22 protein-coding genes, 3 tRNA genes and 2 pseudogenes are annotated in these 25,685 nt (G+C 72.4%); 14 read left to right on the top strand and 13 right to left on the bottom strand.

What is annotated here, in order from left to right; genetic code table 11:
* Positions 1–96: 96 nt before the first annotated feature.
* Positions 97–1,539, top strand: a complete 1,443-nt coding sequence (locus E1281_RS17460) for an FG-GAP repeat protein (protein ID WP_131879451.1) — start codon at positions 97–99, stop codon at positions 1,537–1,539.
* Positions 1,540–1,639: 100 nt separating this feature from the next.
* Here E1281_RS17460 and tkt read toward each other — a convergent pair whose 3' ends face one another.
* The gene (gene tkt, locus E1281_RS17455; RefSeq protein ID WP_131879449.1) at positions 1,640–3,652 is read right to left on the bottom strand and encodes a transketolase; all 2,013 of its coding nucleotides are present in this window, start codon (positions 3,650–3,652) and stop codon (positions 1,640–1,642) included.
* A 75-nt stretch (positions 3,653–3,727) separates the two neighbouring features.
* Between tkt and E1281_RS17450 the strand changes: the two genes are divergently transcribed.
* The 4 genes from E1281_RS17450 (at position 3,728) to E1281_RS17435 (ending at position 7,306) form a co-directional block, all read left to right on the top strand.
* On the top strand, positions 3,728–4,927 hold the full coding sequence (locus E1281_RS17450; protein WP_131879447.1) for an ROK family protein: 1,200 nt from the start codon (positions 3,728–3,730) through the stop codon (positions 4,925–4,927).
* A 111-nt stretch (positions 4,928–5,038) separates the two neighbouring features.
* Positions 5,039–5,521 carry a PTS sugar transporter subunit IIA gene (locus E1281_RS17445; RefSeq protein WP_131879445.1) on the top strand — a complete coding sequence of 161 codons (483 nt, stop codon included), beginning with the start codon at positions 5,039–5,041 and terminating at the stop codon, positions 5,519–5,521.
* Complete coding sequence (locus E1281_RS17440; RefSeq protein ID WP_131879443.1) at positions 5,518–5,799, top strand: PTS sugar transporter subunit IIB; 282 nt, start codon at positions 5,518–5,520, stop codon at positions 5,797–5,799. Before E1281_RS17445 ends, E1281_RS17440 begins: the two co-directional genes overlap by 4 nt.
* A 19-nt stretch (positions 5,800–5,818) precedes the next feature.
* The gene (locus E1281_RS17435; RefSeq protein WP_131879441.1) at positions 5,819–7,306 is read left to right on the top strand and encodes a PTS ascorbate transporter subunit IIC; all 1,488 of its coding nucleotides are present in this window, start codon (positions 5,819–5,821) and stop codon (positions 7,304–7,306) included.
* Between the two features lie 47 nt (positions 7,307–7,353).
* Here E1281_RS17435 and E1281_RS17430 read toward each other — a convergent pair whose 3' ends face one another.
* Entirely contained in the window at positions 7,354–8,007 is a 654-nt protein-coding gene (locus tag E1281_RS17430) for a TetR/AcrR family transcriptional regulator (protein ID WP_131879439.1), read from the bottom strand.
* Positions 8,008–8,133: 126 nt separating this feature from the next.
* On the opposite strand from E1281_RS17430, the gene E1281_RS17425 reads away from it, so the two are divergent.
* Positions 8,134–9,474, top strand: coding sequence for a cytochrome P450 (locus tag E1281_RS17425; RefSeq protein ID WP_131879437.1), 1,341 nt, complete (start codon positions 8,134–8,136; stop codon positions 9,472–9,474).
* A 112-nt stretch (positions 9,475–9,586) separates the two neighbouring features.
* On the opposite strand, the pseudogene E1281_RS41920 reads toward E1281_RS17425, so the two are convergent.
* Positions 9,587–9,679 (bottom strand): annotated as a pseudogene (locus tag E1281_RS41920) (S24 family peptidase); the annotation flags it as partial.
* A 377-nt stretch (positions 9,680–10,056) separates the two neighbouring features.
* Positions 10,057–10,185, bottom strand: a pseudogene (locus E1281_RS42585) (TetR family transcriptional regulator); the annotation flags it as partial.
* 233 nt (positions 10,186–10,418) lie between these two features.
* Here E1281_RS42585 and E1281_RS17410 point away from each other — a divergent pair.
* Positions 10,419–11,000, top strand: coding sequence for a hypothetical protein (locus E1281_RS17410; RefSeq protein WP_131879433.1), 582 nt, complete (start codon positions 10,419–10,421; stop codon positions 10,998–11,000).
* A 74-nt stretch (positions 11,001–11,074) separates the two neighbouring features.
* On the opposite strand, the gene E1281_RS17405 is transcribed toward E1281_RS17410, so the two are convergent.
* From E1281_RS17405 to E1281_RS17385, 5 genes are all read right to left on the bottom strand, one after another.
* A complete protein-coding gene (locus tag E1281_RS17405; RefSeq protein WP_347813289.1) occupies positions 11,075–11,938 on the bottom strand; it encodes a formylglycine-generating enzyme family protein in 864 nt (287 codons plus the stop codon).
* Positions 11,939–12,084: 146 nt separating this feature from the next.
* A complete protein-coding gene (locus tag E1281_RS17400) occupies positions 12,085–13,950 on the bottom strand; it encodes a sulfatase-like hydrolase/transferase (RefSeq protein WP_207943325.1) in 1,866 nt (621 codons plus the stop codon).
* Between the two features lie 391 nt (positions 13,951–14,341).
* A tRNA-Val gene (locus E1281_RS17395) sits at positions 14,342–14,416 on the bottom strand.
* 31 nt (positions 14,417–14,447) lie between these two features.
* Positions 14,448–14,518: transfer RNA gene (locus tag E1281_RS17390), tRNA-Cys, on the bottom strand.
* Positions 14,519–14,559: 41 nt separating this feature from the next.
* Positions 14,560–14,631: transfer RNA gene (locus E1281_RS17385), tRNA-Gly, on the bottom strand.
* Between the two features lie 124 nt (positions 14,632–14,755).
* On the opposite strand from E1281_RS17385, the gene E1281_RS17380 reads away from it, so the two are divergent.
* From E1281_RS17380 to E1281_RS17365, 4 genes are all read left to right on the top strand, one after another.
* Positions 14,756–15,451, top strand: a complete 696-nt coding sequence (locus E1281_RS17380) for a winged helix-turn-helix domain-containing protein (RefSeq protein WP_131879429.1) — start codon at positions 14,756–14,758, stop codon at positions 15,449–15,451.
* A 113-nt stretch (positions 15,452–15,564) separates the two neighbouring features.
* Positions 15,565–16,401 (top strand): aminotransferase class IV, encoded by an 837-nt coding sequence (locus E1281_RS17375; protein ID WP_243717053.1) that lies wholly within the window; start codon positions 15,565–15,567, stop codon positions 16,399–16,401.
* A 42-nt stretch (positions 16,402–16,443) separates the two neighbouring features.
* The gene (locus E1281_RS17370; protein ID WP_131879427.1) at positions 16,444–17,640 is read left to right on the top strand and encodes a CehA/McbA family metallohydrolase; all 1,197 of its coding nucleotides are present in this window, start codon (positions 16,444–16,446) and stop codon (positions 17,638–17,640) included.
* Positions 17,637–20,408 carry an alpha-mannosidase gene (locus E1281_RS17365; RefSeq protein WP_243717055.1) on the top strand — a complete coding sequence of 924 codons (2,772 nt, stop codon included), beginning with the start codon at positions 17,637–17,639 and terminating at the stop codon, positions 20,406–20,408. The genes E1281_RS17370 and E1281_RS17365 overlap by 4 nt, the downstream gene beginning before the upstream one ends.
* Here the strand turns inward: E1281_RS17365 and ppgK are convergent.
* The 3 genes from ppgK to E1281_RS17350 are packed head-to-tail and all read right to left on the bottom strand — an operon-like array spanning position 20,405 to position 22,363.
* Positions 20,405–21,226 carry a polyphosphate--glucose phosphotransferase gene (ppgK, locus tag E1281_RS17360; RefSeq protein ID WP_207943324.1) on the bottom strand — a complete coding sequence of 274 codons (822 nt, stop codon included), beginning with the start codon at positions 21,224–21,226 and terminating at the stop codon, positions 20,405–20,407. The two genes, E1281_RS17365 and ppgK, sit on opposite strands and share 4 nt — an antisense overlap.
* 49 nt (positions 21,227–21,275) lie before the next feature.
* On the bottom strand, positions 21,276–21,593 hold the full coding sequence (locus tag E1281_RS17355) for a multidrug efflux SMR transporter (RefSeq protein ID WP_131879425.1): 318 nt from the start codon (positions 21,591–21,593) through the stop codon (positions 21,276–21,278).
* Positions 21,593–22,363, bottom strand: coding sequence for an SDR family oxidoreductase (locus E1281_RS17350; protein WP_131879423.1), 771 nt, complete (start codon positions 22,361–22,363; stop codon positions 21,593–21,595). The genes E1281_RS17355 and E1281_RS17350 overlap by 1 nt, the downstream gene beginning before the upstream one ends.
* A gap of 110 nt (positions 22,364–22,473) precedes the next feature.
* Between E1281_RS17350 and E1281_RS17345 the strand changes: the two genes are divergently transcribed.
* Together E1281_RS17345 and sthA are read left to right on the top strand one after the other, a co-directional pair.
* On the top strand, positions 22,474–23,079 hold the full coding sequence (locus tag E1281_RS17345; RefSeq protein ID WP_131879421.1) for a TetR/AcrR family transcriptional regulator: 606 nt from the start codon (positions 22,474–22,476) through the stop codon (positions 23,077–23,079).
* A 62-nt stretch (positions 23,080–23,141) separates the two neighbouring features.
* A complete protein-coding gene (gene sthA, locus E1281_RS17340) occupies positions 23,142–24,545 on the top strand; it encodes a Si-specific NAD(P)(+) transhydrogenase (protein WP_131879419.1) in 1,404 nt (467 codons plus the stop codon).
* A gap of 1 nt (position 24,546) precedes the next feature.
* Here the strand turns inward: sthA and E1281_RS17335 are convergent, their stop codons facing one another.
* Positions 24,547–24,960 (bottom strand): SsgA family sporulation/cell division regulator, encoded by a 414-nt coding sequence (locus E1281_RS17335; protein ID WP_131879417.1) that lies wholly within the window; start codon positions 24,958–24,960, stop codon positions 24,547–24,549.
* Positions 24,961–25,233: 273 nt separating this feature from the next.
* Here E1281_RS17335 and E1281_RS17330 point away from each other — a divergent pair, with 273 nt between their 5' ends.
* On the top strand, positions 25,234–25,659 hold the full coding sequence (locus E1281_RS17330; RefSeq protein WP_131879415.1) for a TIGR02611 family protein: 426 nt from the start codon (positions 25,234–25,236) through the stop codon (positions 25,657–25,659).
* The last annotated feature ends 26 nt before the right edge of the window (positions 25,660–25,685 follow it).

Genomic DNA, 25,685 nt, shown 5'->3' with positions numbered 1-25,685 from the left:
GGGGTCGGGGGAGGATCGCGTAATCCGTTCAAGGTCATCGGGCGTCCCACCTTGGAAAGCGAGCTTCACCGGCAGTCCCCCGCAGGAGAGGCGTAGATGACCAGACGTCGAAAAATCGTGGGAGTAGTGGCGGCGGGTGTGCTGATCGCACCCGTGCCGGCCGGCATCGCCGGAGCGGACGAGAGTTGCGAGTTCCGGGCGGCGGCGGGCGATCCCGCCGCGGTCGTCGACGGGCGGACGAGGGCAGGGGCCGTCCAGGTGCGGTGCGGTGACCGGTGGCTGACGCTGCGGCAGGGGACGGCGGGCGTCGCCGACGAGCCCGAGGCCGGGGACCTGTTCGGCGCATCGGTCGCCGTGGCCGACGTGGACCGCAACGGCGCCGCGGATCTCGTCATCGGCGCGCCCGGCGAGGACGAGGGCGCCGGGGCGGTGCACGTGGTCTTCGGTCCCGGGAACGACGGGCAGCCCGCGCCGATCGTCCTGCGGCAGGGCGCCGGCGGGGTGCCCGACCGGTCCGAGGCGGGCGACGGCTACGGATCGGCCGTGGCCGCGATGCGCGGCACGGTGCTGGTCGGCGCGCCCGGCGAGGACCTCGGAGACGGCGAGGCCAAGGTGGACGCGGGCGCCGTCCACGTCGTGTCGATCAGCGGCGGCCAGGTCGGCGGTGTCACGGAGCTGAACCAGGACAAGCAGGACTTCGACGGCACCGTGGAGTCCGGCGACCGGTTCGGCGCGTCGCTGGCGGCCGGTGATTTCGACAAGCCGACCGCGGTGATCGGCGCGCCCGGCGAGGACGTCGCCGACAAGAAGGACGCCGGGATGGTCCACATCGTCGAGGACCCGGTCGTGGCGATCGAGGAGACGGGCCTCGGGCAGGACTCCGCCGGCGTGAGCGGCGCGTCCGAGCCCGGCGACCGGTTCGGTGCGAGCGTCGCGGCGGCCTGGGTTCCCGCGCTGCCGGTGCGCGTGGCGGCCGGGGCGCCCGGCGAGGACCTCGGCGACGCGGCGGACGCCGGGATGGTGACCGTCCTCGGCTACGACGGCCGGCAGGCCACCGAGGTGCTGGCGGTGCACCAGGGCACGGCCGGGGTCCCGGGCGCCAGCGAGGACGGCGACGGGTTCGGCACGAGCGTGGCGGCGGGCGTGATCGAGTCGGCGTCGGCGCCGGGCCCGGAGGTGTCGGTGGCGATCGGCTCGCCCGGTGAGGACCTGGGCGACCTGGCCGACTCGGGCCGGGTCCACGGCGTCCAGGTCGGGTCCGACCCCCGCGTGGACGGGGTCGTCAGCCAGCAGACCGACGGCTTCGGCGACGTGCCGCGGGCCAAGGCCCGCTTCGGCGCGGCGCTGGCCTTCGGGCCCGGCGCGGCGAGCATCGTGGCCGGGGCCCCCGGTCACGAGGGCAAGGGCGCCGCCCACGCGACGCCTTGGCGGGCCCTGTTCGGCACGGCCGTGGTCGCGGACAACTGGTTCGCGGGCGACGGCGGCGTCCCAGCCGGATCGGCGTTCGGATCGAGCGTCGCCGCGGACCCCGCCGGCTGACCCGCAGGAGCGGCGCGGTCCTGTGCGCCGCCGGCGACGCGCAGGATCGCGCCGGCCGCTCCGCACCGGCGGAGCCTTCCTCCCCGCCGGGGCGGAGCGGCTACGGCGCGGTGCGGGCGGAGCGCTCCAGGGAGCGGCGGGCCGCGGCGACGACGGCCTCGACGGTGATGCCCATTTCGGCGAGGACGCGGTCACCGGGACCGGAGAGGCCGAAGCCTTCGACCGAGACGGGTTCGCCGTGCGTGCCGAGGTAGCGCCACCAGCCCTGGGCGGTGCCCGCCTCGACGGTCACGCGGGCGGTCACGTCCGGGGGCAGGACGAGGTCGCGGTACGCCTCGTCCTCCTCCTCGAACCACTCCACGCACGGCATCGACACCACCCGCGCGGCGATGCCGTCCCGTGCAAGGCGCTCGCGGGCCTCCAGGGCGAGCGAGACCTCCGAGCCCGTCGCGACGAGCACCACGGCCGGCGGTGGGGAGTCGGCCAGGACGTAGCCGCCGCGCGCGACGTCGCCGTCCGGGTCGCGGCCGGCCACGTCGAGGGCCGGGACGGAATGGCGCCCGAGGGCGAACGCCACCGGGCCGCGGGCGCGCTCCAGGACGCGTCGCCAGGCCGCCGCGGTCTCGGCGGCGTCGGCGGGACGGACGACGTCCACGCCGGGGATGCCGCGCAGCCCTTGCAACTGCTCCACCGGCTGGTGGGTCGGGCCGTCCTCGCCGACCGACACCGAGTCGTGGGTGAACGCGAACGTGACGGGCAGCCGCATCAGGGCGCCCAGCCGCAGGGCCGGGCGCAGGTAGTCGGAGAACGCCAGGTAGGTGGTCGCGAACGGGCGGAAGCCGCCGTGCAGGGCGATACCGCTCACGATGGCGGCCATGGCGTGCTCGCGGACGCCGAAGTGCAGTGACGTCCCGGCCGGGTCGTCCGCGGTGAACGGGCGGCGGCCGGGGAAGGCGACGTTGGTCGAGGACGACAGGTCGGCCGAGCCGCCCCAGACCTGCGGCAGGCGCCCGGTGAGTGCCTCCAGCACCGCGCCGTTCGCCGCGCGGGTCGGCCCGGCGGTGCCGCCGAGGCCGGGCAGGGCGGCGGCCCAGTCCGGCGGGAGCGTGCCCGTGGCCAGGCGCTCGTCCAGGTCGGCGAGGCCGGGATGGGCCGTTCGCCAGGCGCCGTGCGCCTTGTCCCAGTCGTCGTGCATGCGGGCGCCGCGCCGCAGCGCGGCGCGTGTGTGGTCGAGGACCGGCTCCGGCACGGCGAACGACGCGTGCGGGTCCATGCCGAGCAGCCGCTTCACCTCGGCCGTCTCGTCCGCGCCGAAGGGGCCCGCGTGCGCGGCGGCGGTCCCCCCGCGACCCGGCGCGGGCGCGCCGATCACGGTGCGCACGGCCACCAGGGACGGCCGGTCGCGCTCGTCCCGGGCCGCGGCCAGCGCGGCGCGGAGCGCGCCGAGGTCCTCGCCGTCCTCCACCGTCTGGACGTGCCAGCCGTAGGCGCGGTAACGCGCGGGGACGTCCTCGGTGAACGACAGGGAGGTCGGCCCGTCGATGCTGATCCCGTTGTCGTCGTAGACCAGGACGAGTTCGCCGAGGCCCAGTGTCCCGGCCAGGGACGACGCCTCCGCGCTGACGCCTTCCTGGAGGTCGCCGTCGCCGGCCACGCACCAGACCGTACGGGCGAAGGGCGAGTCCGGCGCGTCCGGGTCGAGCAGGGCGCGTTCGTGGCGCAGCGCCATCGCCATGCCGGCCGCGGTGGCGACGCCCTGCCCGAGCGGCCCCGTCGTCATCTCCACGCCGGGGGTGTGCCCGTACTCCGGATGGCCCGGCGTGCGGGAGCCGAACGCGCGGGTGCGGCGCAGATCGTCGAGGGTGAGCCCGTAGCCGGTCAGGTAGAGCTGGGTGTAGAGCAGGAGGCTCGCGTGACCCGCCGACAGCACGAACCGGTCCCGCCCGCGCCAGCCCGGATCGGCGGGATCGTGCCGCATCAGTTCCTGGAACAGCAGGTGCGCCACGGGCGCCAGCGCCATCGCGGTGCCCGCGTGGCCGTTGCCCTTGGCTTCCACGACGTCGAGCGCCAGCACCCGCGCCACGTCGATGGCCTTCCGATCGAGGTCCGTCATCCCGCGCTCGCGCCTCCCTTATGGCCGCCATTGGACAAACTTTTGCCCCTTGATAGACAAAAGTATCCTGGATCAGTGACGGACAAAGGAACGGTGGCGCCGCGAGCCGGCGCCGGCACGTTGCTCACGCTCATCCGCACCGGCAGGGCCAGCACCCGCGCCGACCTCGTGCGGCTGTCCGGCTTCGCGCGGTCGACCGTGGCGCAGCGCCTGGACGCGCTGCTGGAGGAGGGGCTGATCGTGCCCGCCGGTGACGCGGGCTCCAGCGGGGGCCGTCCCGCGGAGACGTTCGCCTTCAACTGCGGAGCGGGGGTGCTGCTCGGCGCCGACATCGGCGGCGGGCACACCCGCGTCGCCGTCACCGACCTGGGCGCGGAGGTCCTGGCCGAGGACGAGGCCGACCTCGACGTCGCCGACGGCCCGGACGCGGTCCTGGGCTGGGTGCGCGACGCGTTCGCCCGCCTGCTCGACCGGATCGGCCGCGCCCCCGCCGACGTGCACGGCATCGGCGCCGGGGTGCCCGGTCCGGTGGACTCCGCCACCGGGCGCCTGGTCAGCCCGCCGATCATGCCCGGATGGGACGGCGTCCCGGTCCCCGAACGGCTGGCGCGCGACCTCGCCGGCCTCGCCGGTCCCGGCGCCCCGGTGCCGGCCGCCGTCGCCGACCGGGACGTCAACATCATGGCCCTGGGCGAGCAGCGGGCGGGCGGCCACGGCCGCCGCGACGTGGTGGTGGTCAAGATCGGCATGGGGATCGGTGCCGCGCTGATCGTCGGCGGCGAGGTCTACCGGGGCGCGCAGGGCGCCGCCGGGGACCTGGGCCACCTGCGGCGGGGCACCGACGAGCCGTGCCGCTGCGGCAACAGCGGGTGCCTGGAGGCGACGGCGGGCGGCTGGGCGATCCGCCGCGCGCTCGTGGAGCGCGGCTACGACGTGCGGACCAGCCAGGACATCGCCCGGCTGGCGCGGCGCGGCGACCACGAGACCATCCGGCTCGTCCGGCAGGCGGGACGGCTGGTCGGGGAGGCGCTGGCCGACGTGGTCGGGCTGTTCAACCCGTCCCTCATCGTCATCGGCGGCAACCTCGCCGAGGCGCGCGAGCCGCTGCTGGCGGGCATCCGCGAGGTGGTGTACGAGCGGTCGCAGGTCCTGGCCTCGCGCGACCTGCAGATCGTCCCGACCACGCTCGGGGCCCGTGCCGGCACGATCGGCGCGGCGCTGCTGGTGCACGAGTGGCTGTACGACGCGGACCGGATCAGCGCCGCCCTGGGCTGACCAGGGACCCGTTCGCCGTCCGAGGCTTTTGCCTGCAAACGTTCAGACTTCAGAGGCACTGTAGACAAAAGTCGGCTATGGGATGTTCAATCGGGCCGTGAGGAACCGGCGATGACAGCGAACCCAGGTGAGATCTCCCTGCTCGACGCCCTGCCCGAGGAGGCCGTCGCGGTCGGCGTCGCGGCCGGCGACTGGCGGGCGGCGATCCGCGCGGCCGGCGACCTGCTGGTGGCCACGGGAGCGGCGACCCCCGCCTACGGCGACGAGATGATCCAGACCGTCGTCGAGCACGGCCCCTACATCGTCCTGGCCCCGGGCCTGGCGCTGGCGCACTCGCGCCCCTCGCCGTCCGTGCTCCGCACGGGCCTGTCCTGGGCGGGGCTGGCCGCCCCCGTGGAGTTCGGCAGCAAGGCCAACGACCCGGTACGGCTGGTGATCGGCCTGGCCGCGGTCGACCACGACGCGCATTCGGGCGCACTGGCCCGGCTCGCCCGCATGCTGGCCGACGCGGACCGCATGCGGGCGCTGCACGAGGCGACGTCGGCCGCCGGGATCCGGCGGATCATCTCCGAGTACGAAGGAAGCACGCAATGAAGCTGCTCGCGGTCTGCGGCATGGGCATCGGCACCAGCATCATCCTCAAGATGAACGCCGAGAAGGCGCTCGAACGCCTCGGCGTCGACGGCGAGGTCGAGGTCGCCGACATCGGAAGCGCCCGCGGCGCCGCCGTCACCGCCGACGTGGTCCTCACCTCGTCCGAGCTGGCCGAGGAGCTCGGCGACGTCCCGGCGGACGTCGTGGTCGTCGACAGCTTCGTCGACGTGGACGAGATCACCGGCAAGCTCTCCGCGACGCTCCAGGCGCGCGGCTGAACGCCTGGAGGGCACCCCCATGGACTGGCTCGTCACCGTTGCCGAGTTCGTCGTCAACGAGATCCTCAGCGTCCCCGCCTACCTGGTCGGCATCATCACCGCGGTCGGCCTAATGGCGCTGCGCCGGTCGGCCGGGCAGGTGATCGGCGGCGGGCTCAAGGCCGCCCTCGGCTTCCTGCTCATCGGCGCGGGCGCCACCCTGGTCGTCGCGTCGCTCGACCCGCTCGGCGCGATGATCCAGGGCTCCACCGGGGCGCAGGGCGTCGTCCCCACCAACGAGGCGATCGTCGGCATCGCCCAGGAGCGGTTCGGCGCCCAGGTGGCGTGGATCATGATCCTGGGCTTCGTGCTCAGCCTGGTGCTGGCCCGGCTCACCCCGCTGCGCTACGTGTTCCTGACCGGGCACCACATGCTGTTCATGGCCACGCTGCTGACCATGGTGCTGGCCGTGACCGACATGCCCACCTTCGAGGTCGTGCTGGTTGGAACGGTCCTGCTGGGGACGATGCTGGTCGTCATGCCGGCGCTCGCGCAGCCCTGGACCCGCCGGGTCGGCGGTGACGGGAAGATCGCGATCGGCCACTTCGGCACCCTCGGCTACATCGCGGCCGGCGCCACCGGCCAGCTCGTCGGGCGCCGCAGCCGCAGCACCGAGGAGATGAAGATCCCCGAGGGGCTGCGCTTCCTGCGCGACTCGATGGTCGCCACCGCGCTCTCGATGGTCGTCATCTACGTGGTGATGGCGGTGCTGTTCCTCGTCTCCTCGGGACAGAAGGAGGCGTTCGCCGCGTTCGAGACCCCGTCGGCCGACGTCGGCGACTACCTCATGCAGGCGGTCATGCAGGGCCTGCAGTTCGGCATCGCCGTCGCCGTGATCCTGTTCGGCGTGCGGACGATCCTGGGCGAGCTGGTGCCCGCCTTCCAGGGCATCGCCGAGCGGGTCGTCCCCGGCGCCGTCCCCGCGCTGGACGCCCCGATCGTCTTCCCGTTCGCGCAGAACGCCGTCCTGGTGGGCTTCCTGTCCAGCTTCGTCGGCGGCCTGGTGAGCCTCGGGCTGATCGCCTGGATCTTCGAGCCCTGGCTGGGCATGGCGCTGATCCTCCCGGGGCTGGTGCCGCACTTCTTCACCGGCGGCGCGGCCGGCGTGTTCGGCAACGCCACCGGCGGGCGGCGCGGCGCCGTCCTGGGGGCGTTCGTCAACGGCGTGATCATCACGTTCCTGCCCGCGCTGCTCCTGGACGTCCTCGGCTCGTTCGGCGAGGCCAACACCACGTTCGGGGACGCCGACTTCGGCTGGTTCGGCATCGTCGCCGGATACGCGGTCAAGGGCGGCCCCGTCCTCGGCCTGCTCCTGCTCCTGGCGGTGGTCGTCGCCCTGATGTCCCTCGCGATCTGGGTGCAGAAGCGCTTCGTCCAGACCGGCTGGGACCCGGGCGCCAAACGCGACGCCGCCCTCGCCGCCGCCAAGGAGACCGAGCCGGAGAAGGGCACCGGCGCGGCGACCTGACATGTCGTGGGCCGCACGTCCCCCGGTGAGCGACCGGCCGGGGGACGTCAGCGGAGCCGGTGCTGGAGGGGAGCGGCCAGGTCGGCGGTGGCCAGGATCAGGGCGACGGTGTAGTCGACCAGGTGGCCGCGATCGATGGCCAGGTCGCCTCGGAACCACGTGGTGAACAGTTCCCACAGACCGGCGGTGAGGGTCAGGCCGGTCATCTCGAGGTCGGTCTCCGGAAGGAGCGCCTGGTCCAGGGTCTCATGGGCCTGGGCCGCGAAGATGGCGGCCAGCGTCCGGACGATCTCGATCCGCCGCCGCTGGAGCAAGGGGGAGGCGGGGAACTCGTGGGTGAGGATCCGGGCACGGCGCGGATCCTCGGTCAGGAAGTCGAGGACGGCGGTCACCACCGCGCGGGTGCGGGCCTGCGGCTCGCGCGGGGCCTCGCCCGCGGCGGAAATGATCACGGACGTGCCCTGGGCGATCTGGTCATCGATGATCGCCAGAAGCAGGGTGTCCCGGTCGGCGAAGCTCTCGTAGAAGTAGCGGTCGTTCAGCCCCGCCTCGGCGGACACCTTCCGCACGGTCGTGGCCGCCCATCCCTCGGTGCCCAGCCTCTGGAGCCCGGCCTCCATCAGCGCGGCGCGGCGATGGGCGCGGCGCTGGTCGGCGGGAACGCCGCGGTAGGGGCGCGCGCGAGGGCGTTGGGACGTCACAGCCCGATTGTGCCGCACCCCTTGACGCGGCGCGCAAATCTGGAGACGGTACACACCAGAATGATTTCTGGTGTGCGCGATCACCAGATGGCTGGTCGCGCCGTACGACGGGAGAGTGATGGTTCGATGGCCACGGAGAACCCCCCGAAACCGGCACTGGCCGACATCGACCTGAGCGACCTGCGGTTCTGGAGCCGGCCGCTGGAGGAACGGGCACGGGCGTTCGCGCTGCTGCGCGCCCAGTCGTCCCCGTCGTTCTTCACCCTTCCCAAGCTGCCCTTCCTGAAGCGGAGTCCGGGCTCCTGGGCGCTGGTCCATCACGCCGACGTGGTCGAGGCCAGCCGCAACCCGGAGGTGTTCAGCAGCGAGCCCAGCGCCACCAGCCCGGCCGACATGCCCCGCTGGATGGACAAGTACTTCAACTCGATGATCGACATGGACGACCCGCGGCACGCCAAGATCCGCCGCATCGTGTCCCGGGCGTTCAGCCCCAAGATGCTCGCCAAGGCCGAGGACGACATCGCGCGGCGGGCCGCCCGGATCGTGGACGAGCTGATCGAGGCCGGAGGCGGCGACTTCGTCTCCCAGGTCGCGGTCCGGCTGCCGGTCGAGGTCATCTGCGACATGCTGGGCATCCCCGCACGGCAGCACCGCCAGGTGGTGGAGTGGACCAACATCATCGTGGGCTACAGCGACCCGGAGTACGTGGGTGCCACCGTGGAGTACCGCGACGGCGTCCCGGAGCTGGGACGGCTCGCCACGCTCCGCATGCTGGGCACCATCGCCTCGGCGGGCTGGCGGCTGCACCGCCTGGCGGCCCGGCTCGGCAAGGAGCGCCGGGACGCCCCCGGCGCCGACCTGACCTCGGCCCTGGTGAACGCCAACATCGACGGCGAACGGCTGACCCCCCGCGAGTTCGCCACGTTCTTCCTGCTCCTGGTGGTGGCCGGGAACGAGACCACGCGCAACGCGATCGCGCACGGCCTGAAACTCCTCACCGAGCACCCCGAGCAGCGCGAGCTGCTGCTGGCCGACTTCGACGGGCGCATCGCGGGGGCCGTGGAGGAGATCGTGCGGTACAGCAGCCCGGTCATCTTCATGCGCCGCAACCTCACCCGCGACCACGAGATGAACGGCCACACCTTCCGCAAGGGCGAGAGGGTGACGCTGTTCTACTGGTCCGCCAACCGCGACGAGACGGTCTTCGACGATCCCGACCGTTTCGACATCACGCGCTCGCCGAACCCGCACGTCGGCTTCGGAGGTCCGGGCCCGCACTTCTGCCTGGGCGCCAACCTTGCGCGGCGGGAGATCACCGTGATGCTCCGCGAAGTCCTCACCCGCCTGCCCGACATCACCGCGGGAGAGCCGGACCGGCTGGAGTCCGGCTTCATCAACGGCTACAAGCGCCTGCCCTGCACCTTCACCCCTCCCTCCGCCACGTCCGAGGCAGCTGACGTCCCGTAAACGCGACCCCCGGTCACGGCGCTGCACGGGTTCGAGCACGACCGCGGAACGGACTTGCGGGCGTCGCTGGACCTCCTTGACACGATGCCCCTCCGCGTCAGCCGATCGCTGGCACCTTTACGGTGGCCTCGTCGTCGATCATGGCGGCGACGATCTCTCGCCGGAGGGCCTCCTGCTGCCGGCGGACCACGACGATGTCGCCGTCGCAGCTCTCGGCGTGCTCCTGCGACCGGTGTACAGCAGGTCGAAGCTGTCGAAGCCGGTCAGCAGCCACAGCACGTCGGCGGCCCGGTCGACGGTGGTGTCCGGGCGCAGCAGGCCCTGCTCGTCCAGGCGCTCGGTCATATGCGCCATGCCGGCCGCACGGCCCCGTTCGAGCCGTTCGACCGCCCCGCCGACGGCGGCGGAGTCGAGGAGCGCCATGGAGTGCAGCACGCGAAGCACGTCCCGGTGTGCGGCGTACATCTCGACCACGCCGCGGATGCCGCCCCGCAGGCCTTCGCGAGCGTCGGGACGGTCCGACTTCTCGATCATGGACTCGAACCCGCCGCGGTGCAGCAGATCCGCCCCGACGGCGTCGAACAGGCCGGCACGCGAACCGAAGACCAGGTACACGGTGGGGCGCGCGACCTTCGCCGCCTGCGCGATCCGGTCACTGCTGACCGGCCTGGACGGCGTGGCCCGAAGCTGGTCGTAGACCGCGTCGAGGATGCGGCGCCGGGTCTCCTGTGCCGCCTCGGCGCGCAGGCGTTGCTCGTACTTCCGGGGTGGTCATAGGGCGCTCCGCAATCAGGCCCACCGGCGGGAAGATCGAGGCTGCGCTACGAGACCGCACCACTCTGGACTGAAGCCGATCACCGTCATTATCCCCATGTCCCGGAACCCCGGTCGATCTGATGGCGTCTGTATGTTCCATGGGCAGGTTCTGCACGAGGCGATCGGTGATGGCGTCGTTGACGGCGGGCGCATTCCTGCTGGCCGTGGTGATAGGCGTGAACCCGATGCGATGGGTTCACGGCCGGTGGGTGGCCGTGGGGCTTCTCATGGCGACGATCGTGTTCGGGACGTGGTTTCTCTGGGTGACATCCCGGAGCAGGCACGTGAGGTGGCTCACGGTCGGCGCAGCCGTGTGCGTGACGAGCGTTCTCGCCCTGTGGGTCTTCTGCACGGGTTACATGTTCAACCCGCACTGGCGGGTGACCAAAACGGTCTCGTCCCCGGACGGGCGGTTCGAGTTGACAAGCGAAGTCGGATTCCCCGGGCTGTCGATGGACCCAGAGCAGAGAGTGCGGCTCCGAACGGGGCGGGGGGCGTTCGCGCAGTCGACCACCGTCTGGTACGGCGGAGAGAACGAGTCGCCGGAGGTGATGCGTTTCGCCGGCGGCAACAGGATCGAGGTGGGCAGTCGCTCATGCCTTGTCCGCGCGGAGTTCAATCGGTGGACGCTCTGGCTGTCCCCATGGAACGGATCTGATCCCTACGTCATCGAGTGTCCAACCGCACGGGGGTCGCGCCTCGTGCCATGACGAAGCCGCAGGACGGCTCCGGCCCCTGGAGCCGAATGCGCTGGTCCGCGGCGCCATCGCGCACCGGCCGCCCTTCAGCCGGCGGCGCAGCGGAAACCGATGTTGCCACTGGAGGATTCGGGGGTGTTGGAGGTGCGTGCCGCGACGCGGTAGCGGTTGCAGTAGGAGTCGTGGCAGAGGTACGAGCCGCCGCGCATCACTCGGGACTGTCCTTCGGACCACCAGTTCTGTGCCCATTCCCAGACGTTGCCGACGGTGTTGTAGAGGCCGAAGGCGTTGGGCCGGTAGGCGTCGACGGGTGCCGTTCCGGCGCGTCCGTCCTCGGCGGTGTCGTATCGGGGGAACTCGCCCTGCCAGATGTTGCACCGCCAATGGCCACGTGGTGTCAGGTCGTCGCCCCACGGGTAGCGGGCCTGATCCAGGCCTCCGCGTGCTGCGTACTCCCATTCCGCTTCGGTGGGGAGCCTGCGCCCCGCCCAGCCGGCGTAGGCGGCGGCGTCGTTCCAGGAGACGTGGACGACCGGGTGCCGCCGCCTGCCGTCGACCGTGCTGCCGGGACCTTCAGGTGCACGCCAGCAGGCGCCTTCGACGGCCCTCCACCATGGAGTCCCGGCCGGTGCGGGGCTGGTTCGCGCGATCTGCGGCGGCAGGGCACCGGCGAAGACGTAGGACCAGCCGAACCGTTCGGCCTCGGTGACGTACCCGGTGGCCTTGACGAACGCGGCGAACCGCGCGGTGGTCACCGCATGCGCGTCGATCAGGAAAGGGCCGACGGCGACCTCGCGGACCGGGCCCTCACCGTCCCCTGGGTTGGCGGTCTCGTCCTCGTTGCCCATCCGGAACGTGCCGCCGGGCAGGCGGATCATGCCTTTGGTGCCGGGCGGCCGGGGACCCGGGCCGCGGTCGCGCCCGGACGGGAGGACCGGCGAGGGCGCCACCGGTGGCGTCCCGTTCGAGTCCCGTGACGCGGCGCAGCAAGCCCGGCCGCTGGAACGACTCATGCTCCACCCCTACATCTCGATGCGGACGAGGCCGAATGGCCGCAAGAACCGCCTCCGCGCTGCCCCTGTTCTGGCCGGACGGCTTAGAAGGGCAGGTAGACCGGTGTGCCGGGACGATAGATGCCGGTCAGTACGAGCCACAGATAGCGCGCGGCGTTGCGCACGTATTCATCGCTCGACAGCGTCGCGCGGGAGATCGCGGGCAGGGCGGGCCTGGCGGCCTTGCCGATGTAGGTCAGGGCGTTGACGGCCTGCAGCCGTACTCTCGGGTCGCGGTGGTCGCCCAAGGTGCCGGCCAGGAAGGGCACTGCGGGGTCGGTGCGTCCCAAGCGGGCCAGCGCCTCCGCCAGCACGATGCGCACCCGCACGGACGGTTCGGCCTCCAGCCGGTCGGCCAGCCTTCCCACGGCCGGAGCCGCGCCGCTCTCGAGCATGAGCAGGCCGGAGGCGGCCCAATAGCGGATCACCTCGTTGCCGTCGTCCAGGTCACGGGTGAGCAGGGCGATCCGGGCGGGATCGCGCTGGATGGCGACCGCGGCCAGGCGAAGAACGCGGCGCAGGGGATAGGCGCCTGGCGCACGGCTCTGGTCGTAGCCCTCCAGCGGCGAGCCCTCGGGGATGAAGCCGTTGTCGTTGACCTGGAGGAGGTGGTCGTCCAGGGCTGTCCGCAAGCGCTCAAGGACGGCGCGGTGGCCGGGGTCGCCCGTCAGGTCGTGCACCTCATCGGGATCGGAGCGCAGGTCATAGAGCTCTTCAGCGGGCTTGGTCCGCCAGAACCGCTCCTGCACCTCGGTCAGAGTGCCCTCGACGTGCGCCTTCTCCCAGTCCTGGTAGCCCTTCTGCTGCCAGGCGTACGCCAGGTGCTGACCGTACGGGCGGTGCGGACTGTAGTTGCGGATGTAGCGGTAGCGCTCGTCCCGGACGGTGCGCACCATGTCGTACCGCTCGTCCATGCGGTTGCGGACGCCGAACGCCGTTGCCGGCCGGCGCCGGCCGGTCAAAGGAGCGCCGGACATGTGGTCAGGCACTCTCAGGCCGGCCAGCGATAGCACTGTGGGTGCCAGGTCCAGAGAGGTCACGGGCGAATCGATGACCGATCCGGGCGCCGCAGGCGCCAGGTGTGCCCATCTTCGGGGGAATCGGACGATCAGGGCGGTGCGCAAGCCGCTGTCGTAGCAATAGCGCTTGCTGCGCGGCAGCACGCCGCCGTTGTCGGAGTAGTAGAAGACGATCGTGTCCTCGGCGAGCCCGTCCCGTTCCAGTTCCGCCAGGCGCGCGGCGACTTCGCCGTCCATCCTCGCCATGAGGTCGTAGTAACGGGCTCTGTCGGTGCGGATGCGCGGAGTGTCCGGCAGATAGGCCGGTACCCGGACGTCCTCGGGTCGGGTCCTACCGGCGCCCGCGTGGAACAGTCCGTTCTCGTGCGTGGTCATGTAGTTGAACACCGAGAAGAAGGGCCTGCCCTTCGGCCGCCACCGCCAGTGCGCGAAGATGCCGGACTGGTCCCACACCTGCGCCGGGTCGAACGGTGCGTTGTAGTCGGTCTTGCTGTTGTTGGTGCAGAAGTAGCCCGCCTCGCGCAGGTACTCGGGGAACCCCCGCAGGAACGCGGGGATCTTGCCCTCGGCCCGCATGTGCTCGGCGGGACCACAGCTCTCTGGAGGGACGCCGGTGAGGATCGCGAACCGGGACGGGGCGCAGACCGGCGCGCTGGAGAAGGAGTTGTCGTACCGCACTCCCTCGCGGGCGAGGCGATCGAGCGTGGGGGTCCGCGCCAGCCGGTCCCCATAGGCGCCGATGAAGGGGTTGTTGTCCTCGCTCACCAGCCACAGGATGTTCGGTCCGGGCCGCTGCGCGGCGGCCGCCGGCCGGGTGGGCAGGGCCGCCGCGAGCGCTCCGCCCGCTCCCGCGGCCAGCATCCGTCTACGGGGCACCTCGCGTGCGGCCATACTATCTCTACCTTTTGACAAGGGAATTGTGAAAGGCGATGATCCCACAATCCCGGCCGACGGCGACGGCGTCCACAGTCGAGCGACGATTGCGTGCACCGATTTCAGACCCACCCCCCGCTCGCTCAAGCCGTCGCCCATAGCCGTACCGTGCGCCGGCCGGGCGGTGCGAGAGCTTGAGCGCCGGTAGCTGGGCGAGCGTGGATGACCCCGACCCCAGCGCCCCCGCCGGGGCGCGGCCCTCACCTGTCCGGAAGGAGATCATCATGATCGCGCCCCCGCCCCCGCCGGTGTGCACCGGGAGCACGGTCGGGCACTGCTCCCGTTCGCCCAACAGGCCCGGAAATGCAGGATCCCCAAGCCGGACATAGTGTATGACCTGGGGAGATGGTGGTGGGCGATACTGGGATTGAACCAGTGGCCTCTACCGTGTCAAGGTAGCGCTCTCCCACTGAGCTAATCGCCCGTCCGCGGCCTCCGGGGGAGGTGCGGGGTTGAGGTGGAGACGGGATTTGAACCCGTGTACACGGCTTTGCAGGCCGTTGCCTCGCCTCTCGGCCACTCCACCAGAAGGAGACCTTCTGGGTCATAGCCTGAAAGGCCCCTCAGAGCGGAAGACGGGATTTGAACCCGCGACCCTCACCTTGGCAAGGTGATGCTCTACCCCTGAGCCACTTCCGCGTGCGCCCTGCGGCGACGAGGAAAACCTTAGCGCGTCCGGCGCGGTTCCCCAAACCGGGTTTCCGGTGAGGCGCGGCGGGACGCTTCGCCGGAGGCCGAAGTGTGGGTCGCCTAGAGTCGGGGCATGCGCACCGACCACGTGGACTTCGCGCCGGTCGCGGCGCTGCTCGGCGACCGGGCACGGGCGGCGATGCTGACGGCGCTGCTGGACGGGCGGCCGCTCGCGGCGGGGGAGCTGGCGCGGGCCGCGGGCGTGAGCGCGCAGACGGCGAGCGCGCATCTCGGGCGGCTGCTGGACGGCGGGCTCGTCACGGTGGTCCGGCAGGGGCGGCACCGGTACTACCGGCTGCGGGGGAGTGAGGTCGCGCAGGTGATCGAGGCGCTGTCGCGGATCAGCCCGCCGGTCGAGGTGCGGAGCCTGCGCCAGTCGAGGGACGCGCGGCGGCTGCACGCGGCGCGGACCTGCTACGACCATCTGGCCGGCGAGGCCGGGGTGGCCCTGTTCGCGGCCCTGGTCGACGGCGGGCTCATCGAGGCCGGCGGCCAGGGCGCCTGCGAGGTGACGCCCAAGGGAGAGGAGCGGTTCGAGGCGCTCGGGCTCGATCTCGCGGAGCTGCGGAAGGAGCGGCGCCGGTTCGCGTGGGAATGCCTCGACTGGACCGAGCGGCGGCCGCATCTGAACGGAGCGCTCGGAGCGGCGCTGACGGGGCGGATGATCGAGCTGGGCTGGTTCGAGCGGGGAACCACGCGGCGGGCGTTGAGCGTGACCGAGGCGGGGTACAGAGGGCTCGCGGATTCCTTCGGCTGCGTGCTGGCGTGAACGTGCCGGAAGAACTCGAACCCGTCCGCCGAGGGCCGTACTGTGGGGCCGTCGGCCGGGGTGGACGCGCGGCGCCCTCGCCGTGAGGGCCCAGGCTTTGGAGGTGGCTTCCGGTGACGGAGCAGGCCAGGATCTGGCTGAACGGGGAACTGCTCGACCCCGAGCGGGCGGTGGTGTCGGTCTTCGACCACGGCATGCTCGTCGGCGACGGGATCTTCGAGACGGTGAAGGCGGAGAACGGGGAGCCGTTCGCGCTGACCCGGCACCTGCGGCGGCTGGCCCGCTCGGCGGCCGGCCTCGGCCTGCCCGAGCCCGACCACGACGCCCTGGCCCAGGGCACCCTGGAGGTGCTGGCGGCGGCGCCGAAGTGGCCGCTGGCGCGGATCCGCATCACCTACACCAGCGGCCCCGGCCCGCTCGGCTCGAACCGGGGCGACGCCGGGCCGACCGTGTCGGTCATCGTCGGGCCGCAGGACCCGTTCCCCGCGACGGCGGACGTGACGGTCGTGCCGTGGCCGCGCAACGAGCGGGGCGCGCTGTCCGGCCTGAAGACCACGTCGTACGCGGAGAACGCACTGGCCCTCGCCTATGCCAAGGAGCGCGGCGGCGGTGAGGCGATCTTCGCCAACACGGCCGGCGGCCTGTGCGAGGGGACGGGGAGCAACGTCTTCGTCGTCCTGGGCGGGCGGCTCGTGACGCCGCCGCTGTCGTCCGGCTGCCTGGCCGGGGTGACGCGCGCGCTCACGCTGGAATGGTGCGGCGGTGAGGAGGAGGACCTCGCGCTGGACGACCTGTACCGGGCGGACGAGGCGTTCCTGACGTCCACGACGCGCGACGTCCAGCCGATCCGGGCCGTCGACGGGACGGTCCTCCCGGCGGCGCCCGGCCCGATCACCGCCAAGGCGATGGAGGCGTTCGCCGCCCGTTCCGCCGAACTCATGGACCCCTGACTCCGCCCGGTCAGGGAAGCCCGACCAGGGACGGGGGCACGTATGACGGTGCATCGGGGGCGATGGAGCCTGGAGGACCGCCTGGAACAGGGGCTCCGCGAACTGCCCTTCGAGGTTCCGCCCGGCACGGCATCGGCCACGGTGGAGCTTTCCTACGAGGGCGGTGTCATCGACCTGGGCTGCCACGGACCGCACGGGTTCCGAGGTTGGTCGGGTGGAGCGCGGAGCCACTACACGGTGGGCGCCGACTGGGCGACCCCTGGCTACCTGCCGGGGGAGCTGGAGCCGGGCACATGGCACGTATGGCTCGGCCTGCACCGGATACCGCCCGAAGGCGTCCCGTACGAGGTGACGGTCACCACGTCGGGGACCCCGGCCTCGCCGCCGGACGAAACGCCGCCTCCCCGGCCGGAACGTCCGCCGCGCCGCGACCTCCCCGCCCCGGCCGGGATGCGCTGGCTCGCCGGCGACCTGCACTCCCACACCGTCCACAGCGACGGGACGCTCACCGTCCACGAGCTGGCGTGCCTCGCCGCGTCCCGCGGTCTCGACTTCCTCGCCGTGACCGACCACAACACCGTCAGCCACCATCCCGAACTGCCCGCCGCCGGGGCGCACGCGGGGGTCGCCCTCCTGCCCGGACAGGAGGTCACCACCGACCTCGGTCACGCCAACGTTTTCGGGGACACCGGCTGGGTCGACTTCCGGCGTCCCAGCGCCGACTGGGCCGCGTTCGCCGACGCGCGCGGCGGCCTGATGTCGATCAACCATCCGCTGAGCGGCGACTGCGCGTGGCGCCGCCCGCTGCCCGAGGAGGCCCGGCCCCGGTTCGCCGAGATCTGGCATCCGTCCTGGTGGGACCGGCGCTGGGGCGCCCCACTGGCCTGGGCCGACGTGTGGCGGCCCGGCGGCGTCGTCCCGCTCGGCGGCAGCGACTTCCACGACCCGGAGCAGTACAAGGGCCTCGGCGAGCCGGTCACGTGGGTCCTGGCGGAGGACGGTGACGTCCTCGGCGCCCTCGCGGCCGGGCGGACGTCGATCTCCGCGGGGCCTTCTGCGCCCGTCCTGCTGCGTGTGGACGGGGAGCTGATCGCGGTCGGGGCGGACGGCACCGTGCTCGTCCGGCCGGACGGGAGGCGCGTCGCGATTCGGGGCGAACGTGTGCATACACCGGTGGACGGGGTGGGAATGCATCGCCTTGAGACCCACGAGAACGAGGTGATCGCACTGTGCGGATGAACACGGGGCGGATGAACACGGGGCGGACGAACCCGGGGCGGACGAACCCGGGGCAGGCGGCGGCGCCGGAGATCGTCGTCGTGCCCCACACCCACTGGGACCGCGAGTGGTACCTGCCGTTCCAGCGCTTCCGGCTCCGCCTCGTCTCGCTGCTCGACGGCGTCATCGGCGGCATGGAGGCCGACCCGCGCTGGCACTTCACCCTGGACGGGCAGATGGCCGCGGTCGACGACTACCTGGAGGTCCGTCCCGACCAGCGCGAACGGGTCGCCGCGCTCGTCCGGGAGGGGCGGCTCGCCGTCGGGCCCTGGCAGATCCTCCACGACGAGTTCCTGTGCTCGGGGGAGAACATCGTCCGGAACCTGGAACTCGGAATGCGGCGCGCGGAGGAACTGGGCGGCGCGCCGATGATGGTCGGCTACCTGCCCGACCAGTTCGGTCATTGCGCGCAGACGCCCCAGATCCTCAAGCTCGCCGGGATCGAGCACGCGTGCGTGTGGCGGGGCGTTCCCGCCGAGGTCCGGGTGAGCGCGTTCGCCTGGGAGGCGCCGGACGGGACGGCGGTCCGCACCCAGTACCTCCCCGAGGGCGGCTACGGCAACGCCGCGTCGATGTTCGAGGAGCTCCCCGGCGGCGCGTCGCCGCCGGCCGGGCGCGCCGCCGGGTTCGCCGCGTCGATGGGCCGCTGGTATCCGCGCGGCGGGCCGCTCCTGGCCATGTACGGCGCCGACCACACCGCGCCCGCCCCCGACCTCGCCGACCGGATCGCCGAGGCCGGGCCCGGCATGCGCCTGGACACCCTCGCCGGCTACTTCGCGGGGCAGGACCCGTCCGTGGACGGCCTGCCGCGCGTCCGCGGCGAGCTGCGGTCGCACGCCCGCGCCAACATCCTGCCCGGCGTGATCTCCGCCCGGATCCGGCTCAAGCAGCTGATGGGACGCGCCGAGCGGCTCGTCGAGCGCTACGCCGAGCCGCTCGCGGCCCTCTGGTACGCGGGCGACGCGCGGCGATTCCTCGACCTGGCGTGGGGGCGGCTGATCGAGGCGAGCTGCCACGACTCGGTCACCGGCTGCGGCAGCGACGAGACCGCCGAGCAGGTCGCCGCCCGCATGGCCGAGGCCGAGCAGCTCGGGCGCGCCGTCTGCGACCTGGTCACCGCCGAACGCGCCGCCTCGGTGCCGCACGGTTCGCATCTCGTGTTCAACCCGAGCCCCGTCCCGCGGACCGGCTTGATCACGGTGGACGTCCCGGCCGACGGCGAACCCGGCCTGGTGGCGGGCGATGGGCGGCCGGTCCCCGTCCAGACACTGGAGATCGCGCCGACCGTGCTGGACGACGCCGTCCACCCGGCCTCCCGGCTGCCGATCCTGCTGGAGCGCGTGTACGGGCGGGTGCTGTTCGGCCAGGAGATCCGCGACTGGACCGTGTCCCGGAAAGAGCGCACGCTCACCTTCCACGTGACGTCCCGCGCCGACGTCCCGTTCGACATCGGCGACGTGCGGGAGGCGCTGAGCGGGGCGGACGGGGAGTGGCGCGTCCGGATCATCGCCGACCCGCGCCGCACCGTCGCCGCGCTCGTGGACGTCCCCGCGCTGGGCATGACCACCGTCCGGCCCGTGCCCTCACCAGGCGGCGCGCCGGACGCCCCGGTCATGGCCGACGGGAACGTCCTCGACAACGGCCTGCTTCGCGCCCGGGTGCACGACGACGGGACGCTCGGCCTGCGCACCGCCTCCGGCCACATCGTCGAGGGCGTCGGGCGGATCGTCGACGGCGGAGACCTCGGCGACTCCTACAACCACGCCCCGCCCGCCCATGACCGGCTCGTCGGCGACCCCCTGTCGGTGGACGTCGAACCCGTCTGGGCGGGGCCGCTCGTCGCCGCGTACGACATCGTCCGGACCTACCGGTGGCCCGCCTCCGGAGACGCGCAGGGCGACGCCCGCTCGTCGGCCGAGGAGGACGTGACCGTCACCACCCGCGCCGAACTCCGCGCCGGAGAGCCCTTCCTGCGCCTGCGCGTCACGTTCGACAACCGGTGCGAGGACCACCGGACCCGGCTCCATCTGTCGCTGCCGCGCCAGGCCGCGTCGTCGTTCGCGGAGGGGCAGTTCGCGGTCACCGAGCGGGGGCTGACGGCCGAGGGCGGGTTCGGGGAGCGCCCGGTCCCGACGTTCCCCGCGTCCGGGTTCGTCGCGGCCGGCGGGCTCGCCGTCCTGCTAGAGCACGCCACCGAGTACGAGGTCATCGGCGGCGGGCGTGAGCTGGCGCTCACCCTGCTGCGCTCGATCGGCTACCTGTCCCGGGACCGCAACGCCTACCGCGACCAGCCCGCCGGGCCGCAGCTCGCGACCCCGCAGGCCCAGTGCCGCGGCGAGCGGACCGTCGGCCTGGCGGTCATGCCCTACGACGGCGAGCGGCCCGGCACCGAGGTCGGCCGGGCCGCCGAGGCGTTCCGGCACGAGTTCCTCGCCGGCGCCGGATACGGGCACGCCACCGCGGCCGTTCCACCGCCGCGGGCAGGCGTCGCGATCACGGGCGAGGGCGTGGCGATGACCTCGCTGCGCGCCCGCGACGGCTGGATCGAGACCCGGATGGTCGCCCAGCAGGACGAACCGGCCACGGCCGTCCTGCGCGGCCTGTTCACCGAGGCCGCCCGCGTTGACCTGCGCGGAAATCCCGTCATGCCGCTCGACGTCCACGACGGGACGGCCACGCTCGCACTCCGCCCCTGGGAGATCGCGACCGTCCGCCTGCGGGCGGGCTAGCCGGCGGCCCCGCCTCCCCTCTTGCCGCCCGCCTTGCGGACCTCGTGCGGAGCCGGCTCGGCGCGGTCCGCCGGATGCGCGGCCGCGGCGGCCATCGCCGCGCCCACGATCCCCGCGTTGTTCACCAGCCGTGCTGCGACGATCTCCGCGCGCACCCCCTTGATCAGCGGGATGAAGTGCTCGGACCGCTTGCTGACCCCGCCGCTCAGGATGAACAGGGACGGGCAGATCAGCGCCTCCAGGCGCGCCATGTACACGCTGAGGCGCTTGGCCCACTTCTCCCAGCTCAGGCCCTCCTCGTCGCGCGCCTTCGCCGACGCGCGCACCTCGGCGTCCTTCCCGTCGATCTCGATGTGCCCGAACTCGGTGTTCGGCACGAGGACCCCGTCGGTGAACAGGGCGCTGCCGATGCCCGTGCCGAGCGTGAGCAGGACGACCGTGCCGTCCCGGCCGCGCCCCATGCCCAGGCGCATCTCGGCGAGCCCGGCGGCGTCGGCGTCGTTGAGCAGCGTGATGCTCCGTCCGGTCGCGTCGGCCATCAGGCGCGCCGCGTCCGTCCCGATCCAGTGCTTGGAGACGTTCGCCGCCGACATGGCCACGCCGTCGACCACCACCCCGGGGTAGGTGACGCCGACCGGGCCCTCCCACGCGAAATGCTCGACGATCTCGGCGACGACCTGCGCGACGGGCTTGGGCTTCGGCGGCCGCGGCGTGTCGATCCGGAACCGCTCCCGGACGAACGACCCGTCCGAAAGATCGACCGGCGCCCCCTTGATCCCCGACCCGCCGATGTCGATCCCCAGCATCTCCTTGGTCATGACTCCACTCTGCACCAACCCTGAGGGGCGTACCGCGTTCCTCCCGGCGTCAGCTCTCCATGATCTGGAGGCCGACCACGCCGATCAGGATGAGCGCAAGGAAGAGGAGCCGGGCAGGCGACATGCTCTCGTTGAACGCGACCACCCCGGTGAGTGCGACACCGAGCGCTCCCAGCCCGACGAAGACCGCGTAGGCCGTGCCGACCGGCAGGTCGCGCAGGGAAAGGGTCAGGACGGCGACGCTGAGCAGCGCCACCGACAGCCCGATGACGCTGGGCCAGAGCCTCGTGAAGCCCTCCGACTGCTTCAGCGCGGTCGCCCACACCAGTTCCATCAGCGAGGCGACCAGCAGGAACACCCAGGGCATCAGGCCGTGTACCCGCCGTCCACCACGATGGAGGCACCGGTGACGTAGCCGCCCTCAGGACTCGCCAGATGCGCCACCATGGCGGCGACCTCCTCGGCGCGTCCGTACCGGCCGAGCGCCGTGAACGCGCGTTCGAACTCCGCGTCGGGGGAGTCGGCGGGGTTCATCTCGGTGTCGGTCGAGCCCGGGTGCACCGCGTTCGCGGTGATCCCGCGCGGTCCGAGATCGCGGGCCAGGCCCCGGGTGAGCCCGGTGACCGCCGACTTGCTCATCGCGTACAGCGTCCAGCCCGGGTAGGGGACGCGCTCGGCGATGCTGCTGCCGACGGTGACGACGCGCCCGCCGGGACCGAGATGGCGCGCCGCCGCCTGCGCCGCGACGAACGCCGCCCGGACGTGGATCGCCAGCGTCCGGTCCACCTCCTCGATCTCCACATCCTCAAGCGGCCCGTACGGCGCGATCCCGGCGTTGCTGACCAGGATGTCGAGGCGCCCGAACTCGGCCGCCGCCCGGTCCACGGCCGCGGCGACGGCCACGGGGTCGGCGGCGTCGGCGGCGATCGCCAGCCCGCGTCCTCCGGCCGCCTCGATTCCGCGGACGACCTCGGCGGCCCGGTCGGCGGCCCGCACGTAGGTCACCGCGACGTCGGCGCCGTCCCGGGCGAGCCGCAGCGCGATCGCCGCCCCTATGCCCCGCCCGCCGCCCGTGACCAGCGCCGAGCGCCTCGCGGGCGCCGCCGGCTCCGCACGTCCTGTCAGGTTCACCGTCATCTCGGCCTCCAGCCTTAATCGGAAACTTCTCCGTTTACGCCCGAGGTTAACCGGAGAGTTCTCCGGATACAACTCCGCTACTGTGGTGAGCCGTGCCGAGAGGGGGCGGGATGCGGGAACTGCCGGTCGCGGGCCGTCCGCCCGCCGAGCGCGCCGACGCCGCGCACAACCGGCGCCGCATCCTCCGCGCCGCCGCCGAGATGATCTCCGCCCGCGGACCCGAGGCCGTCTCCATGGACGAGGTCGCGCGGGCCGCCGGAGTCGGCGTCGGCACCGTGTACCGGCGGTTCGGCGACCGGGCCAGGCTGGTGTTCGCCGTGATCGACGACCGCGAGCGGGAGTTCCAGGCCGCGTTCATCCAGGGCCCGCCGCCCCTCGGCCCGGGCGCCGGCCCCGGCGACCGGCTCCGGGCCTTCCTGCACGCCCTGGCCGACCGCACCGAGGCCCAAGCGGACCTGCTGCTCATGGCCGAATCCGACCCGCCCGAGGCCCGCTTCCGGGACGGCTCGTACGGCCTCTACCACCGGCACCTGGCGATGCTCATCGGCCGCATCCGCCCGGACGCCGACGCCGCCTACCTCGCCGACGCACTCCTCGCGCCCCTGGCCGCGAACCTGTTCCTCCACCAGCGCCGCGAACGGGGCATGGCGCTCGACCGCGTCAAGGCCGGGCTGGACGCGCTCGCCGAGGGCCTGATCGCCGGGCATCGCGGATGAATAGCGAATTATCCGCCGAAGTCACTTATGGGGACGGGCAGCCTGCCGTCAGACTGAGGGACGTGAATGACTACGATCTTCTCGTTCTCGGCTCCGGCCCCGGCGGGCAGCGCGCGGCCATCGCCGCCGCCAAGCTGGGCCGCAAGGTCGCCATCGTCGACCGCCGCGACATGATCGGCGGCCTCTGCATCAACACGGGGACGATCCCGTCCAAGACCCTCCGCGAGGCCGTCCTCTACCTCACCGGCCTCAGCCAGCGCGAGCTCTACGGCCAGAGCTACCGGGTCAAAGAGGACATCACGGTCGCCGACCTCGGCATGCGGACCCAGCACGTCATCGGCCGCGAGATCGACACGGTCCGCAGCCAGCTGGCCCGCAACCGCGTCGCCGTCCTGCCCGGCAAGGGCCGCTTCCTGGAGCCCAACACCGTCGGGATCACCAGCGCCGGCGACCGGGAGCAGAAGGTCACCGCCGACCGCATCGTGATCGCGACCGGCACCCGCCCGGCCCGTCCCGACACCGTCGACTTCGACGACCGGACGATCATCGACTCCGACGGCATCATCAACATGGACCGCATCCCGGAGACCATGGTCGTCGTCGGCGCCGGCGTGATCGGCATCGAGTACGCCTCGATGTTCGCCGCGCTCGGCACCAAGGTCACCGTCGTCGAACGCCGGGAGCGCATGCTGGACTTCTGCGACCTGGAGATCGTCGAGGCGCTCAAGTACCACCTGCGCGACCTGGCCGTCACGTTCCGGTTCCGCGAGACGGTCGCGTCCGTCGAGCGGATGCCCAAGGGCGCGATCACCGTCCTGGAGAGCGGCAAGCGCATCCCCGCCGACACCGTCATGTACTCCGCGGGCCGGCACGGCATGACCGGCGACCTGTGCCTCGACGCCGCCGGCCTGTCCGCCGACGACCGCGGTCGGGTCAAGGTCGACGGCGACTACCTCACCGAGGTACCGCACATCTACGCCGTCGGCGACGTGATCGGATTCCCGTCCCTGGCGGCGACGTCCATGGAGCAGGGCCGCCTCGCCGCCCACCACGCCTGCGGCGAGCCCGTCGCGGAGATCCACGAGACCCAGCCGATCGGCATCTACACGATCCCCGAGATCAGCTTCGTCGGCCGCACCGAGGACGCCCTCACCGAGGCCAAGGTCCCCTTCGAGGTGGGCGTCTCCCGCTACCGCGAACTGGCCCGCGGCCAGATCATCGGGGACTCCTACGGGATGCTGAAACTCCTCGTCTCACCCGAAGACCGCCGCCTCCTCGGCGTCCACGTCTTCGGCACCGGCGCCACCGAGCTCGTCCACATCGGCCAGACCGTCATGGGCTGCGGCGGCACCGTCGACTACCTGGTCAACGCGGTCTTCAACTACCCCACACTGGCCGAGTCCTACAAGGTCGCCGCCCTGGACGCGATGAACAAGATGCGCCACATCGCCCGCCTCTCCGAGTGACCTACGACGGCCAGAGGAGATTCTCGAGCTCGCCGTCGATGTCGATGAACTCGGTCTCCTCGCCCGCGGGCACGGCCTGGTAGGTGCGGTGCAGGAAGTCCGCGAGCGGCGCCAGCGGCACCTCGAAGAGCGCGTCGCCGAACGGGGACGAGAGCGCGATGTGGAGGGTGCCGTCATCGGCGCCCGGCCAGACCTCCACGTCCCCTTCCCCGACCTTGCGCACGATGCCGACCGTCAGGAGCTCCCGAGCGAAGATCCACTCCACCGGCTCGTCGTCGCCCACGTAGAACGCCATCCGAATGGCGTACGGATCATCGGCCGCGTACTCCAGCCCGGCGAGCAGGGGCACGGTCGTGCGGTCAGGGACGACGAGACGAAGGCCCAGCTCTGCTGAGACGGTGGTACTGCTGTTCATGGCCATTCCTTCTGACGTCGGTCCCGCTGCCTCGCGGGGGCGGGCGGTGATGCTCCCTCTACCCGGACATCCCCGCGATCTATGACGCCTAACTGCCTGATCTCGGCCGAACATTCCGGCGTCCCCGGCGTTTGTGATCCATCTCACCCTAGCAAAATCAACGCCTGACCTGCGCAAAAGCGGATCTTTCAAGCACCCTGCCACCCCCAACTGGGGCGATCGGAGGGGTAATGTAACGTCCCGGGCGGCCGATCTACTGGCTTGGGGTAAAGAATGACCATCGAACAGGAAGAGGAAGTCCGGCCCAAGGAGCCGGGCCGTCGCCACCGATTCCGCGAGCGCCTCCGGCGCAACCCCCTCCTGAACACGGCCTGGCGAGCGGGCGTCTTCACCGCCGGCTCCGCCGTCCTCATCGGCGGCCTCATCATGATGGTCACCCCGGGCCCCGGCCTGGTCGGCATCGTCGTGGGCCTGGCCATCCTCGCCACCGAGTTCGCCTGGGCCCAGCGAGCCCTCCACCGAGCCAAGGACGCCGCCGACCGCGCCAAGGAAAAAGCCTTCGACCCCCGCCAACGCCGCCGCAACCTCATCCTCGGCACCGTCACCACCCTCCTGGTGGCCGCGGGCGTGGTCGCCTACCTGGCCATCTACGGCCTGACCCTCCCCTGGAAGATCGAAGACCCCGCCTTCTGGACCTGACCCACCCCCTCCGCGCGATGCACGCG

This window comes from Actinomadura sp. KC345 (assembly GCF_004348515.1).
Classification (GTDB): Bacteria; Actinomycetota; Actinomycetes; order Streptosporangiales; family Streptosporangiaceae; genus Spirillospora.
This window is presented reverse-complemented; position numbering and strand designations above follow the sequence as displayed.